The organism is Roseicyclus marinus, assembly GCF_036322625.1.
GTDB lineage: Bacteria > Pseudomonadota > Alphaproteobacteria > Rhodobacterales > Rhodobacteraceae > Roseicyclus > Roseicyclus marinus_A.
The window spans coordinates 3,539,002-3,552,491 of the sequence record NZ_AP027266.1; the positions used below are offsets into that span (position 1 = coordinate 3,539,002).

The following is a 13,490-nucleotide window of genomic DNA, read 5'->3' on the forward strand; positions in this document are numbered from 1 at the left end:
TTCAGATGCGGCTGCTAGCCCTGTCCGCATGGCTGGAAACGAGACGCGCCCCCTGATCGTGAAACGCAAGAAGGTGATCGCCGGGGGCGGTCACCATGGCGGTGCGTGGAAAGTGGCCTATGCCGATTTCGTCACCGCGATGATGGCCTTTTTCATGCTGATGTGGCTGTTGAACGCCACGACCGAACAGCAGCGAAAGGGCATCGCCGATTATTTCTCGCCCACCATCCCGATCACGCGCATCTCGGGCGGGGGCGACGGGGCATTCGGCGGCGACAGCCCGTTTTCGGAAACGTCCATCGCGCAGAACGGGACGGGGGCGACCAACCTGCGCCCGACCGAGGGGCGGCAAAGTCTGGGCCTGTCGGGCACAGACCATGCGCAGGCCGTGGCGGAGGACACCGCCGCCCTTGCCGCGCTGGAGGCGGCGCTGACCGGCGACAGCCGGCTTTCCGAAGATCTGATGGCGCATGTGCAGACACGGTTGAGCGACGAGGGCCTGGTGATCGAGATCTTCTCGCGCCCCGGGCAGGAGATTTTCGACCCCGACACGGGCCAGCCCGCGATCTGGTTGCCCGAACTGGCGCGCGTGATGGCCGAGCTGTTCGGGACGGTGATCAATGATGTCGCGCTGGGTGGCCATGTCGCGGCTGAACCCGTCGTCGTGGCCAGCGAGACGCGGTGGCGCGTGTCGACCGACCGCGCGCAGCTCTTTCGCGCGATGCTGGAGGCCGGCGGTCTGGCCCCGCGCCGCATCCAGCGCGTGACGGGCCATGCTGACCGGCAAGCCACCGGTGCCAACCCCATGGCGCTGCGCAACGACCGGCTGGAGGTGATCGTGCTGCGCCGCGATCTGTAGCGCGCGCGCCGAAATGCGTTGGATTTTATCCGTTAAGCCGTCCTTAAGCCCCGGTGCCCATGGTCGGCCCAAACCCTGATGCAGCAGAAAGGCGCATGAGATGACGATTTCCTCCTCGCTCAATTCCGGGGTCGCGGGCCTTCAGGTGAATGCCGGGCGGCTGGCCACCATCGCCGACAATATCGCCAATTCCAGCACCTATGGGTACAAGCGGGTGGTGGCGGATTTCCATTCGCTGGTGATCACGCAGAACGACGGCAGCTATTCGGCGGGGGGCGTGCGCGCCTCGACCTCGCGGATGATCGATCAGCGCGGCACGCTGGTGACGACCACGAATCCGACCGATCTGGCCATCGGGGGGCGCGGCATGCTGCCCGTCACCAGTGCCGCGGCGCTGAACGGGCCGGGCGACGATCTGCCCGTGCGGCTGATGACGACCGGGTCCTTTCGCCCCGATGCGGAGGGGGTCTTGCGCACCCAGACGGGGGAGGTGCTGATGGGCTGGCCCGCCAATGCCGACGGGTCGATCCCGAATTTCCCGCGCGACACCTTTGACGGGCTGGAGCCTGTGGTGATCAACACCAACCAGTTCGCGGGCGATCCCACCACGTACATGGATCTGTCGGTGAACCTGCCCGCGACCTCGACCGATGCGACGGGGGACGGGCAACCCTTTGTCATGTCGGCGGAATATTTCGACAACCTGGGCACGTCGCAATACCTGGAGATCACCTTTACCCCCAATGTTCCCGCCAGCGGCATGAGCCATGAATGGAACATGGAGATCCGCGACAGCGGCTCGGGCGGGGCGGTGGTGGGCGAATATACCGTCACCTTCGACGATGCGCGGGGCAATGGCGGCAATCTGGAAGGTGTCACGGTTCTGTCTGGCGGGGCCTATGACGCGGCGACCGGGCGCATCGCCCTGACCGTGGCGGGGGGGCCGCTTGACCTGCGCATCGGCCGCGCCGGGGAGACCGGGGGGCTGACGCAATTGTCCGACACGTTTTCGCGCGCGCCCGTGGTCAAGAACGGCTCGCCCGTGGGCGATCTGAACCGGGTGGAGGTGGATGCCAACGGGTTCCTGCACGCGATCTACGACAGCGGGATCACCCGCGTGATCTACCAGATCCCGGTGGTCGATGTGCCCAATCTCAACGGGCTGACCACCGGCGACAACCAGACCTATTCGATCTCGCCCGACAGCGGCCAGTTCTTCCTCTGGAACGCGGGAGAGGGGCCGACGGGCGAGATGGTCGGCTATGCGCGCGAGGAATCGGCCACCGATGTGGCGGCCGAGCTGACGCAGCTGATCCAGACCCAGCGGGCCTATTCCTCGAACGCCAAGATCATCCAGACCGTGGAATTGTCGCGCGCCGTGGCCACGGATTTCCCGGTCGAGATCTCCGCCTGTGTCTTCTGAAGGTTGGTGTTCACCGATTTCAGGGTCTGCAACGCCACCATGGCGCTGTTGTTGGTCAGAATGCTGGACATTTTCGTCCCCTTTCATGTTCAGGGCGCGGATTCGGCGCCGGTCGCGTGGGGGCGTCGCACGGCCCCCTGGGAATGTCCTTCTGACACCTGCGGCCCTGTGATCCGGGCCACGCCACCCGTCGGGGTGCTGCGGCCAATCTGGGATGCAGCCCTGAAGAATGTCCTAATCGCGCGCTGAATTTCGGGCGGATTTTACGGGATCGCCCGCGGTCTCAGCCGCGCGCCAGGATGCGGCCCGAACCGATCATGGGCGCGCGCTGACCGGCCCTGTCATAGGTGCCAAGCTCCGCCGCGCCCCGCGCCTGCCGGCTGGTACGCAGGCGCGCGACCGCTTGTCCCGCCGCGCCGATCAGCTCCGCGTTGCGCGCCGCCATCCGCGCCACGCGCGCAAGATCGTCATGCGCGACCGCGTCGCGTTCAAGGCTTCGCAGCGCCGCCTCCATCGGTTCGGGCATCGCGGCCAGTGCCGCCAGATCGCCAGCCAGAAGCGCGCGCCGCTGCCCGTCGAGCAGCCGTTCGATCCGCGCAAGGCTGCGATTGGTCCCCGTCACGGCGCGCGCTCCACCGGGCCTGCGCGTGCGACCAGCGACCGGAACAGCTGTTCGGCAAGACCGATTCCCCCGCTTTCGGCCAGCGCGCGGGCATGTTCGGCCCGCAGGAAGGAGGCGAATTGCGCCTCTCCCACCCCGCCCCCGAAACTGTCGCGGCTCTCCCCGAATCCCGCCTGTTTCAACATTTCCGCAAGAAAACTCGCCTCCAGGGCCTGTGCTGCCCGCCGCAACGCCTCCTGATCCGCGCTGGGCGCGTCGGGTGCGGCTGGCCCATCGGGCGGGACGGATGGTGGGGTCAGGGGCAGGAGCATCCGGATATCGCCAATTCTAGGGGTTTTCCGAAAACCTCGCATGGGGGCGTAAAGAAATCGTAAGCTCTTTGGCGCGATACCGTCCCGGATCGAGAGAAACCGGGGCCGCCCATGCCTGACCTGTCCGCAATTCCGCCCCCTTGGCCCGGCTTCCTGCCCTCGGCCGCCAAGTCGGGCTTGCCTGTGGCCGCCCCGGATGCGCTCGCGGGCTTTCTGGCGATGCTGCAACCCGATGACGTGGCAGGGCCCGAAACATCCGACCAGCCCGCCTCGGGTCAGGTGGTGACGGATGCGGCCGCGCCCTCCGATCCTTCCACCGATCCGCTCGATCCCGGCATGGCGATCCCTCTGCCCCTTGGGGGTCCACCCGTCGCCGTCGCACCGGATCGCGCCGCACCCCCACCGGCGTCCAGATCCCCTGCCGTGACGCAAGCCAGCGCCGCTGCGCCCCGCCTGCCACCAACACCGCAGGCAGCCTTGCGCGCGGGCGATCCAACCTGGTGGCCGCCCCTGTTCACCCATCCCGCCGCGCTGATTCTATCTGGTCCCGCAACCCCTCCCGGCCAAGCCGCGCCCGACCCGGTGCAGGCCCCGCTTGCCGCGATCCCACCCAGGCCCGCCTTGCCCGCAGCCGTCGATGCCATATGGCCATGGCGGCTTGACCCCGGGGTGGAGGATGCGACACCCGGCCATGCCACGGTCCCCACCGCTCCCCCGATCGGGTTGCAGATTGCGCTGCCAGCGCCGCCCGCAGGGGCGGAGCAGACATCGCCTGAGCCTTCGACCGGGCTGCCGCCCCCCTTCGCCGGTGTCGCGCCCAAAAGCGCCGATGCCCCGCTCGCGCCGCTCCCTACCGGCCCAACCTTGGCCTCGCCCGGCGGCCCACCCGTTCCCTTCCCCATGCCGCCCATCGCTCCCATGGCCGTGGGTATCGCGCCCCCCGACCGCCCGACAACCAAGGCGCCGATGGCGCTGCCGTCCCCAGCGGCCACCTTGCCCGTCCCGTCACAGTCCCATCCCGGACAAGGGCCCGTGGTGCTTGCGCCCCTGCCTTCCGCCCCGCCACTCCCGGCCCTTGACGGGCAGGCGGCACCCCCAGTGCCACAGCCACAACCACACCCGCAACCGCAGGCCGTCCCGCAAACGCCGTCTGTTTTCACACCCGCCCAATCCACGCCCGCCCAATCCACGCCCGTCCAATCCGCACCTGCTCAATCCGCGCCCACCCTGCCGCCGCCCGCGCCGCCCATGTCGCCGTCACCGACCTTGTCCGCCCATACCGATCCGCCTCCACCGGCCCCTCGGCCAGCGCCTGCACCACCCTTGGCCATGGCATCCCTGCCGCTGGTCTCGGTCCCTGCACCCCTGCCCACCGTCGGGGCCCCCAATCCTGCCGCGACGCTGTCGCCCATCCCTCAACCCGGCGCGGTGCCCCCCGATGCCGTCGTGCCGCCGGTCTCGACTTCCCCCACCCATCCCTTGTCCCGGGACACCACCGCGCCCACCGCGCCCCGCTCCAGCCTCGGCGCCGGCGCGGCGACATCGCGCCCGTTGCCGCCCGCTGACCCCGTGCCATCCCAAGCGCCCGACCTTGCCCGCCCCGACATCCCCCCCCGGCCAGAGGTGCTGACACTTGCCCGCCTGCCCGACACGGCACAGATGCCCGCGCCGCATGCCCCGCACACCCTTGCCGCCAGCGCTGCGGCACAGATCGCCCGCGCCGCGCAGGAGGATCTTGGCCGGGCCACCGGCGCTCCCATCGACATCGCCCTCGATCCGCCGGAACTGGGGCGCGTCCGCCTCAGCATGGTCGAGGTGAATGGAATCCTCAGCCTCAGCATCTCGGTCGAACGCCCGGAAACCGCCGATCTCATGCGCCGCCATCTCGTGCTTCTGGCCGATGAATTCCTGCGCGCCGGCGTCGATGCACCCGCCGTGCAGATCTCGCATCAGGGCGGGCAGGGCGCGGGGGTGGTCATACCCCCGCTGCCCAGCCCCCCGGCCTGCCCCCCTCAGGGGCCGATGCCGATGATCCGACGGCGGCCATGCCCGCCCGCCGCCCCCTCTCCCATGGGCTTGACCTGCGGCTCTGACCCGCTGCCCACCCCTCCAGAAAGGATATGCCCAGATGGACCAGCTTTCCGCCGCAGCCCCCGATGCCCCGACGCGCCGTGCGGGGGCCACCGCCGCCAGCGCCATCACCGCCGATTTCCAGACCTTCCTGCGCCTTCTGACCACCCAGATGCAGAACCAGGACCCGCTCAACCCGATGGAATCGACGGAATTCGCCAGCCAGCTCGCGCAATTCTCCGGCGTCGAACAACAGGTTCGCACCAACGAGCTCTTGACCGGGATGCAGGCGGATTTCGCCACGCTCGGCATGGGCCAGATCGGCGGCTGGATCGGGATGGAGGCGCAGGCCCAGATGCCCGTCACCTTTCAGGGCGATCCCGTGACCCTGTCGGCCGCCGCCCATGCCCGCGCCGACCGGCTGGAACTGGTCGTCCGCGACACGCGCGGCGCCATCGTCCAACGTGTGCCCGTGCCGCTTGGCTCGGACCGTTTCGACTGGGACGGAACCGGCCCCTCCGGTACGCCCGTCCGGCCGGGCACCTATGACCTCACCCTGCAAAGCTGGTCGGGCGAAACCATGCTCGACGAATCCCCCGCCACGATCCACGCCATCGTGGAGGAGGCGCGGCTTGTCGATGGGGCCGTCTGGTTGCGCTTGCAGGGCGGCCAATCCGTCGCCGCCCAATCCATCCTCGGCCTGCGCCGCGCGCCCTGATCTGCCTCAGATCAGCGCCAGAACAGCCGCCACCACGCCGCCGATCGCCAGCCCCGCCGCCCCGTATCCCAACCGCTCGGGCCAGGGGTTGCGCCGTTGCGGACGCGGCGGGTTGGCCTGCGCCAAAAGCGCCTGTTCGGCCAGCGCGGGCAGCCTCGGGCCGAACCGCGACAGCACCCGCACCGTCTGCCACAGGTCGCGCAGCGCCGCCTTGGGCCCGACATGCTCGGTGATGTATTCCTCGACCACGGGCCGGGCCACGACCCAGATGTTGATGTCGGGGTCCAGCGACCGCGCCACGCCCTCGACCACCACCATGGTCCGCTGCAACAAGATCAGCTCGGTCCGCGTCTCCATCCCGAACCGTTCCGTGACCTCGAACAGATAGGCCAAAAGCCGCGCCATCGAGATCCGGCTCGCATCCATGCCAAAGATCGGCTCGCCCACCGACCGCAACGCCTGGGCGAATTCGTCGATGCTGCGATCCGCCGGAACGTATCCCGCCTCGAAATGCACCTCGGCCACGCGGCGGTAATCCTTGCGGATGAACCCCATCAGGATCTCGGCATAGACCCGGCGCGTATAGACATCGAGCCGCCCCATGATCCCGAAATCCAGGGCCACCACATCGCCATTGGCCGCGACCTTCAGGTTGCCCTGATGCATGTCGGCATGAAAGAACCCGTCGCGCAGCGCATGGCGCAGGAACATCTGCAACACCCGCGCGCCCAGCGCCTTCTTGTCATGGCCCGCCGCGTCGATGGCGGCCAGATCGGACAGCGTGATCCCCTCGACCCAGCCCAGCGTCATCATCCGCCGCGACGACAGGAACCATTCCACCTCCGGCACGACGAATCCCTCGTCGCGGCCCGTATTGGCGTGAAACTCCCCACAGGCCGATGCTTCGATGCGCAGGTCCAGTTCCTGCATCACCACGCCTTCGAAATGCTCGATCACGTCGCGCGGGCGCAACCGGCGCGATGCGGGCGACAACGTCTCGACCAGCCAGGCGATCAGGTAGAAGGCGTCGATATCCTTGCGAAACGCCCGTTCGATGCCGGGGCGCAGGATCTTGACCGCCACCGCGCGCCCATCCTCGACCAGCCGCGCCTTGTGCACCTGCGCGATCGATGCCGCCGCGACCGGTTCGGAAAACTCGGAAAACATTGCCTCCAGCGGCTTTTCCATCTCCTGTTCCACGACGCGCCGCGCCTCGGCCATGGCAAAGGGCGGCAGCTTGTCCTGCAGGACCTGCAATTCCAGCGCCATTCCCGGGCCGACCACATCGGGCCGCGTCGACAGGATCTGACCGAACTTGATATAGGCAGGCCCCAGTGCCGTCAGCGCGCGCGGCACCGGCGGCACGCTCGGGTCGCCCCGCAGCCCCAGCCATTTGAACGGCCAGCCCAGAACCCGCGCCGCGATGCGGATCGGCCGGGGCGCGTCCACCGCCTCCAGCACGGCCTGCATCGCGCCCGTCCGCTCGAAGGTCGCGCCCGTGCGGACCAGCCGCCAGATGTTGTGGGGGCCCTTCACCTCAGATCTTCCACCCCGAATGCAGCGCGGCGATCCCCATCGACAGGTTGCGATAGCTGACCTGCTCGAACCCCGCCGCGCGGATCATGTCGGCGAATGTCTCCTGGTCGGGGAAGCGCCGGATCGATTCGACGAGGTATTGGTAACTGTCCCTGTCCCCCGCGATCAGCTGCCCCATGCGCGGGATCACGTTGAAGGAATAGAGATCATAGAGCTTTTGCAGCCCCTCGTTGGGCAATTGGCTGAATTCCAGCACCATCAGCCGCCCACCGGGCCGCAGCACGCGAAACGCCTCGGTCAGGGCTTGCGGAATGCGCGTCACGTTGCGGATGCCGAAACTGATCGTGTAGCGGTCGAACGTGTTGTCGGGAAACGGCAGGGCCATGGCATCGCCCACGATCCAGTCGAGCTTTTCGGCCATCTGCGCGGCTTCGGCGCGCTTTTGCCCCTCGATCAGCATCGACTCGGTCATGTCCAGAACCGTGGCGCTCGCCCCCGGCGCGCGTTTCAGGAACCGGAACGCCACATCGCCCGTGCCCCCCGCCACATCCAGCAGCTTCTGCCCGTCGCGCGGCACCAGCCAATCCATCATCGCGTCTTTCCAGACCCGGTGGATGCCCACGCTCATCACGTCGTTCATGATGTCGTATTTCGAGGCGACATTGGTGAACACGCCATGCACCAGACCCGCCTTCTGGTCCTCGGCCACCTCCTGGTAGCCGAAATGGGTCGTGCTTTTGTCCGGGCGACCGTCTGTAGTCTCGGCCATCGGGGCTTGTCCTTCCGTATGTCTCGCCCTTGTTATAGGGCCTTCTCAGGGCGTTACACCCTCGCCCCGCTCAAAGGAAAGCCCGCTGTGCCCGAACTTCCAGAAGTCGAGACAGTCCGTCGCGGCCTTGCCCCCGTGCTCGAGGGCGCGCGGATCGCCCGCGCACAGGTCAATCGCCCCGATCTGCGCTGGCCCTTTCCGCCCCGCATGGCCGAGCGTCTGACCGGCGCGCGGATCGACCGGCTGGGGCGGCGGTCCAAATATCTTCTGGCCGATCTCGACACCGGCGAAACCCTGATCGTGCATCTGGGCATGTCGGGCCGCATGATCGTCTCCGCCCCCGATGCGGCGCTGGGCGCCGGGCGCGACATGCTCGCGCAATTCCACCACCTGCATCCCGCGCCCGAGAAACATGACCACGTGATCCTCGACACCGAGGATGGCGCGCGCGTTACCTTCAACGATGCCCGCCGCTTCGGCGCGATGGACCTTTGCCCCACCGATGCGCTCGACCGGCACTGGCTGATCTCGGGGCTCGGCCCCGAACCCTTGGGCAATGCCTTCAACGAGGATCACCTGGTCGCCGCCTTCCGGGGCAAGCGCAGCCCGGTGAAATCCGCGCTTCTCGACCAGCGGATCGTTGCGGGTCTGGGCAACATCTATGTCTGCGAGGCGCTCTATCGCGCGGGCATCTCGCCCCTGCGCCATGCGGGCCGCATCGCGGCACCCCGCGTCGCGGCCCTGGTGCCGATCATCCGCGAGGTTCTCTCCGAGGCGATCGAGGCGGGCGGCTCCTCCTTGCGCGATTACCGGCAGGCCGATGGTGAACTGGGATATTTCCAACACAATTTCCGCGTCTATGGCCGCGAGGGCGAAGCCTGCCAAACCCCCGGATGTGAAGGAATAATCCGTCGCACCGTGCAATCGGGCCGGTCCAGCTTCCATTGCGCCACCTGTCAAAGATAGCTTGAAACCGTGGGACGGGGTGCTAACCCTGCCGCTTCAAGCCCCCGTGGCACCCACATCCCGGAGAGCCGGAACATGGCCTATGAGACCCTGATCGTCGACATCGAGGATCACATCGCGCTCATCAAGCTCAACCGCCCCGAGGCGCTGAACGCGCTCAACAGCACCCTTCTGGCCGAACTGGCCAAGGCGCTGAAAGCGGCGGACGAGAACGACAAGGTGCGCTGCATCGTCCTGACCGGATCGGAAAAGGCCTTCGCCGCCGGTGCCGACATCAAGGAGATGGCCGAAAAGACCTTCGTCGATGTCTATACCGAGGACATGTTCGGCACCGATGCCGAACAGATGCTGCGCACCCGCAAGCCGATCATCGCCGCCGTGTCGGGCTATGCCTTGGGCGGCGGTTGCGAACTGGCCATGATGTGCGATTTCATCATCGCCGCCGACACCGCGAAATTCGGCCAGCCCGAGATCAATCTGGGCGTCGTGGCGGGCATGGGTGGCACCCAGCGCCTGACGCGATTCGTCGGCAAGTCGAAATCGATGGACATGCACCTGACCGGCCGCTTCATGACCGCCGAAGAGGCCGAACGCTGCGGCCTCGTCTCCCGCGTGGTCCCCGCCAAGAAACTGATGGAAGAGGCGATGGCCGCCGCCGCCAAGATCGCCGAGAAATCCATGCTCGCGACCCTCGCCGTGAAAGAGGCGGTGAACCGCAGCTACGAGACGACGCTGCGCGAGGGTCTCCTTTTCGAGCGGCGGCTGTTCCACAGCCTCTTTGCGACCGAGGACCAGAAAGAGGGGATGGCCGCCTTCCTCCAGAAGCGCGAGCCGCAATTCCGCGACAAGTGAGCGGATGTGTTGACGGGGCGTTGACACCCCACGTCCCCGTCAACCTTTCGTCAGGACTCGGCCCCGAAAATTAACCCTTCGGCAACGTTCCGGGCCAAATCTCAACACTCTCTCAACCCTCTGTAGGGTGCGCCTTCAGGCGCACCGCTCTTTCCCCGACCCCCTCACACCACGTAATGCACCCGGTCGAACCCGGCCCGCATCGCTCGTGTCCGGGCTGCAACCGCGCCCGGATCATTGGCCTGCAACCCTTCCGCGATCAGATCGGCCAGCGCCGGGATATCGCCGATGTCCACGCCCCAGCGCACCAATTCCGGCGTCCCGATCCTCAGCCCGTTCAGATCGCCTTGCACCTCGGCCACCGGCAAACCGATGCCGCAGGCCAGAAAACCAGCCTTTCTCAATGTCTTGGACGCAGCCTGCCCGCCGCCATAGCCTGCGGCCAGCACCGCGAACTGGTGGCTGTCGGTCATGCCGCGCGGCGTCTCGAACACCGGCACCCCGCGCGCCTTCAGCGCCGCGGCCAAGGCCTTCGAGACCTCGATCATCTTCTGCGCATAGGCGCGCCCATGCACCCGCCAATCCAGCAAGCTGACCGCCAAAGCCGCCGATTTCGCCGCGTCGAAATTCGCCGTCATCCCCGGAAAAGCGATTTGATCCAAGCGCTTGGCCAATTCCGCGTCATTCGTGACGATCAATCCGCCCGCCGGACCCCCAAGGCTTTTGTAGGTCGACATCGTCATCAGATGCGCCCCTTCGGCGAGCGGATCGGACCAGGCCTTGCCCGCGATGATCCCGCATTGATGCGCCGCGTCGAACATCAGTGTCGCGCCCACGCTGTCGGCGATCTCGCGCACCGCGCGCACCGGATGCTCGAACAGGTTCAGCGAGGCACCCAGCGTGATCAGCTTGGGCTGCTCTCGTTCGACAAGATCGGCCAAGGCTTTGATATCGATCGAATAATCATCCGCCGAGACGGGCGCCGGAACGGTCCGCAACCCGTAAAGCCCCGCACATCCCGCCCCGTGATGCGTGACATGCCCGCCCACCGATGCGGGCGGCGCGATGATCGTATCGCCCGGTTTGCAGGTCGCCATGAAGGCAAAGAGATTCGCCATCGCCCCCGACGGCACCCGGATTTCCGCAAAACGCGCGCCGAATACCTCCGCCGCCAGCTCGGCCGCGATCACCTCGATTTCCTCGATGGCCTCCAGCCCCATCTCGTATTTGTCGCCCGGATAGCCCAGCGACGGCCGCGTCCCGATGCCCGAGGCCAGCAACGCCTCGGCGCGCGGGTTCATCACGTTGGTCGCCGGGTTCAGGTTGAAGCAGTCCTTTTCGTGTATCTGCTTGTTTTCAATCGCCAAAGCCTCGATCCGCGCCAGCAGGTCCGGGGCCGATTCCCCTGCGGTTTCGGTGGCGATCCTCTGCACCTGCGCCTCGCATGCGGCGGGCACCCAGTCACGATGGGCAAGCGTCATCTTGGTGGCTCCTCTTGATGATGGCGTCAGGATGGCGTGCCTTGCGCCAAGCGGCAAAGGAGATTACCGATTTCTGAGTTTAGAAAACCTAAGCCTAGAAAATGCCCGTATCCCCTCCACGCCCAAAAGGTCCGCCCCTGAACGCGCTGCGCGCTTTCGAAGCGGCCGCGCGCCTGGGCGGGTTCGCCGCCGCCGCCGAGGAACTGGGCGTGACACCGGGCGCGATATCCCAGCACATCCGCAGCCTCGAGGATTGGACCGGACGCCCGCTGTTTCGCCGTCGCGCGCAAGGCGTGCGGCTGACGCCAGCTGGCGAGGCTTTGTTGCCCGGCTTCCTGCGTGCCTTCGATGCTCTGGGCGAAGCGGTGCGGGATCTGCGCGCGCTCTCGCCCGGTCGCCGTGTGTCCATTGCCGCCTTGCCCAGCGTGGCCCAGCTCTGGTTGCAACCGCGCTTGCCGGCGCTTCGCGCGGCCTTGCCGGATGCCCAATTCTCGGTGACGGTCCTGGAACAACCGCCCAATCTGCTGCGCGAGATTTTCGACGTGGCCCTGTTCATGCGGCGCCCCGATGCCATACCCGGCGGGCTGGTTCTGGCCGAGGATCGCATCGCCCCGGTCTGCGCCCCGTCGCTCGCATCGCAATTGGCGGGACCTGCGGATCTGGCCGACCAGACGCTCATCCACGACGAGAGCTGGGCCGAGGATTGGGCGCTTTGGGCAAGGGCCAACCGGGTTGCGATCGGCGATACCACACGCGGCACGCATTTCTCGCTCTACGGGATGGCGGTCGCCGAGGCGGAAGCGGGGGCAGGTGTCCTGATGGGTCATCTGGCATTGCTCGACCGCGCCTTGGCGGCGGGTCGCCTGGTCCAGCCCTTCGCGGGGTCCGTGCCTGTCGACCGGGTCCTGATGGCCGAGATCGCCCGTGGCCCGATGTCGGCGGCCTTGCGTGCCGCCTTTGCCGCGCTGTCCTGATCTGGCGCGGCGCTTTTGGCTTTGCATCCGGCGTCGATTCCCGCTATGCGCCGCGCCAGACATGCGTGTGAGGCCCGCCAATGGCCAGAGTCGCCCGGTAACGAACCCGGGGTCGGGATCTCCCGCGCAAGTGATATTGAACGCGACCCGACAGACGAAAGAGACACACGATGGCAAATACGCCCCAGTCCAAGAAACGCGCCCGCCAGGCCGAACGCCGCTACGCGGTGAACAAGGCCCGTCGTTCGCGCATCCGCACCTTCCTGCGCAAGGTCGAAGAGGCGATCGCCTCGGGCGATCAGACCGCCGCCGCCGAGGCGCTCAAGAGCGCACAGCCCGAGCTGATGCGCGGCGTCACCAAGGGTGTGATGCACAAAAACACCGTGGCGCGGAAAATGTCGCGCCTGTCCTCGCGGGTCAAGGCGCTCAAGGCCTGAACGCGGCCCGGACAACGGTCGAGACACAAGGCGCGCCCGGCATCGGGCGCGCCTTTTTCATTCGAAAATATTCTTTGCGCATAAGCCTCTAGGCAGAGACGGCAGATTCGCGTCGCTTTCACATATCTGTCAAGAATGAAGAGTCGTTGCAGGCGTATCGCGCCATCCGGTAGCGTAACCTTGCGATTCAGGCGCCTCGGGGGGCGGACTTGAGGGATAGCGGCGGACAGTCGGACCAGCACCAGCGGGATATTGACCCTCTGGCGCCAGCACGACCCGAATGTCGTTCAAGATGGTGGGGCAGCCGACATGGCCGAATCCCTTGCCATTCTTTTTCCTTCAGATCGACCTTGGATGTCCGGAATTCCGGTTCATGACAGAGTGCGGCACGACTGGTCCAAGATGTTGGATCGGGTGAGCCCGGTGTTTTGAAAGCGGAACTTCGGCAACCACCGCGGCACGGGGGAAGGGA

12 protein-coding genes and 2 pseudogenes are annotated in these 13,490 nt (G+C 67.0%); 8 read left to right on the plus strand and 6 right to left on the minus strand.

Translation table 11 applies throughout. The features are described from left to right. Positions 1–28 precede the first annotated feature (28 nt). Positions 29–859 carry a flagellar motor protein MotB gene (locus tag AABA51_RS17060; protein ID WP_338273297.1) on the plus strand — a complete coding sequence of 277 codons (831 nt, stop codon included), beginning with the start codon at positions 29–31 and terminating at the stop codon, positions 857–859. Positions 860–959: 100 nt separating this feature from the next. Further along, positions 960–2,282 (plus strand): flagellar hook protein FlgE, encoded by a 1,323-nt coding sequence (locus AABA51_RS17065; protein ID WP_338273298.1) that lies wholly within the window; start codon positions 960–962, stop codon positions 2,280–2,282. On the opposite strand, the pseudogene AABA51_RS17070 reads toward AABA51_RS17065, so the two are convergent. The 3 genes and pseudogenes from AABA51_RS17070 to AABA51_RS17080 form a co-directional block, all read right to left on the minus strand. Continuing rightward, a pseudogene (locus AABA51_RS17070) lies at positions 2,267–2,353 on the minus strand (flagellin); the annotation flags it as partial. The gene AABA51_RS17065 and the pseudogene AABA51_RS17070 sit on opposite strands and share 16 nt — an antisense overlap. 212 nt (positions 2,354–2,565) lie before the next feature. Beyond that, positions 2,566–2,904, minus strand: a complete 339-nt coding sequence (locus AABA51_RS17075; protein WP_338273299.1) for a hypothetical protein — start codon at positions 2,902–2,904, stop codon at positions 2,566–2,568. Next, positions 2,901–3,215 carry a rod-binding protein gene (locus AABA51_RS17080; RefSeq protein ID WP_338273300.1) on the minus strand — a complete coding sequence of 105 codons (315 nt, stop codon included), beginning with the start codon at positions 3,213–3,215 and terminating at the stop codon, positions 2,901–2,903. The genes AABA51_RS17075 and AABA51_RS17080 overlap by 4 nt, the downstream gene beginning before the upstream one ends. A gap of 1,659 nt (positions 3,216–4,874) precedes the next feature. Between AABA51_RS17080 and AABA51_RS17170 the strand changes: the two are divergent. Beyond that, positions 4,875–5,168: pseudogene (locus AABA51_RS17170) on the plus strand (flagellar hook-length control protein FliK); the annotation flags it as partial. 175 nt (positions 5,169–5,343) lie between these two features. Continuing rightward, complete coding sequence (locus AABA51_RS17085) at positions 5,344–6,003, plus strand: flagellar hook capping FlgD N-terminal domain-containing protein (protein ID WP_338273301.1); 660 nt, start codon at positions 5,344–5,346, stop codon at positions 6,001–6,003. A 6-nt stretch (positions 6,004–6,009) separates the two neighbouring features. On the opposite strand, the gene ubiB is transcribed toward AABA51_RS17085, so the two are convergent. Beyond that, positions 6,010–7,539, minus strand: coding sequence for a 2-polyprenylphenol 6-hydroxylase (gene ubiB, locus AABA51_RS17090; protein ID WP_338273302.1), 1,530 nt, complete (start codon positions 7,537–7,539; stop codon positions 6,010–6,012). A 1-nt stretch (position 7,540) separates the two neighbouring features. Next, the gene (ubiE, locus tag AABA51_RS17095) at positions 7,541–8,308 is read right to left on the minus strand and encodes a bifunctional demethylmenaquinone methyltransferase/2-methoxy-6-polyprenyl-1,4-benzoquinol methylase UbiE (protein ID WP_338273303.1); all 768 of its coding nucleotides are present in this window, start codon (positions 8,306–8,308) and stop codon (positions 7,541–7,543) included. 87 nt (positions 8,309–8,395) lie between these two features. Between ubiE and mutM the strand changes: the two genes are divergently transcribed. Together mutM and AABA51_RS17105 are read left to right on the plus strand one after the other, a co-directional pair. Continuing rightward, positions 8,396–9,274: a bifunctional DNA-formamidopyrimidine glycosylase/DNA-(apurinic or apyrimidinic site) lyase gene (mutM, locus tag AABA51_RS17100; protein WP_338273304.1), complete on the plus strand. Its 879-nt coding sequence runs from the start codon at positions 8,396–8,398 to the stop codon at positions 9,272–9,274. Positions 9,275–9,349: 75 nt separating this feature from the next. Beyond that, positions 9,350–10,126, plus strand: a complete 777-nt coding sequence (locus AABA51_RS17105; RefSeq protein WP_338273305.1) for an enoyl-CoA hydratase — start codon at positions 9,350–9,352, stop codon at positions 10,124–10,126. A 164-nt stretch (positions 10,127–10,290) separates the two neighbouring features. On the opposite strand, the gene glyA is transcribed toward AABA51_RS17105, so the two are convergent. Continuing rightward, a complete protein-coding gene (gene glyA, locus AABA51_RS17110; RefSeq protein WP_338273306.1) occupies positions 10,291–11,607 on the minus strand; it encodes a serine hydroxymethyltransferase in 1,317 nt (438 codons plus the stop codon). A 101-nt stretch (positions 11,608–11,708) separates the two neighbouring features. Here glyA and AABA51_RS17115 point away from each other — a divergent pair, with 101 nt between their 5' ends. Together AABA51_RS17115 and rpsT are read left to right on the plus strand one after the other, a co-directional pair. Further along, positions 11,709–12,581 (plus strand): LysR family transcriptional regulator, encoded by an 873-nt coding sequence (locus AABA51_RS17115; RefSeq protein WP_338273307.1) that lies wholly within the window; start codon positions 11,709–11,711, stop codon positions 12,579–12,581. A gap of 170 nt (positions 12,582–12,751) precedes the next feature. After that, positions 12,752–13,018 carry a 30S ribosomal protein S20 gene (gene rpsT, locus AABA51_RS17120; protein WP_338273308.1) on the plus strand — a complete coding sequence of 89 codons (267 nt, stop codon included), beginning with the start codon at positions 12,752–12,754 and terminating at the stop codon, positions 13,016–13,018. The last annotated feature ends 472 nt before the right edge of the window (positions 13,019–13,490 follow it).

Excerpts from the sequence above, each read along its gene's own strand:
- AABA51_RS17060 (WP_338273297.1), top strand. The coding sequence starts at position 29 with ATGGCTGGAAACGAGACGCGCCCCCTGATCGTGAAACGCAAGAAGGTG.
- AABA51_RS17065 (WP_338273298.1), top strand. The coding sequence starts at position 960 with ATGACGATTTCCTCCTCGCTCAATTCCGGGGTCGCGGGCCTTCAGGTG.
- AABA51_RS17080 (WP_338273300.1), bottom strand. The coding sequence starts at position 3,215 with ATGCTCCTGCCCCTGACCCCACCATCCGTCCCGCCCGATGGGCCAGCC.
- AABA51_RS17085 (WP_338273301.1), top strand. The coding sequence starts at position 5,344 with ATGGACCAGCTTTCCGCCGCAGCCCCCGATGCCCCGACGCGCCGTGCG.
- ubiE (WP_338273303.1), bottom strand. The coding sequence starts at position 8,308 with ATGGCCGAGACTACAGACGGTCGCCCGGACAAAAGCACGACCCATTTC.
- AABA51_RS17105 (WP_338273305.1), top strand. The coding sequence starts at position 9,350 with ATGGCCTATGAGACCCTGATCGTCGACATCGAGGATCACATCGCGCTC.
- glyA (WP_338273306.1), bottom strand. The coding sequence starts at position 11,607 with ATGACGCTTGCCCATCGTGACTGGGTGCCCGCCGCATGCGAGGCGCAG.
- AABA51_RS17115 (WP_338273307.1), top strand. The coding sequence starts at position 11,709 with ATGCCCGTATCCCCTCCACGCCCAAAAGGTCCGCCCCTGAACGCGCTG.
- rpsT (WP_338273308.1), top strand. The coding sequence starts at position 12,752 with ATGGCAAATACGCCCCAGTCCAAGAAACGCGCCCGCCAGGCCGAACGC.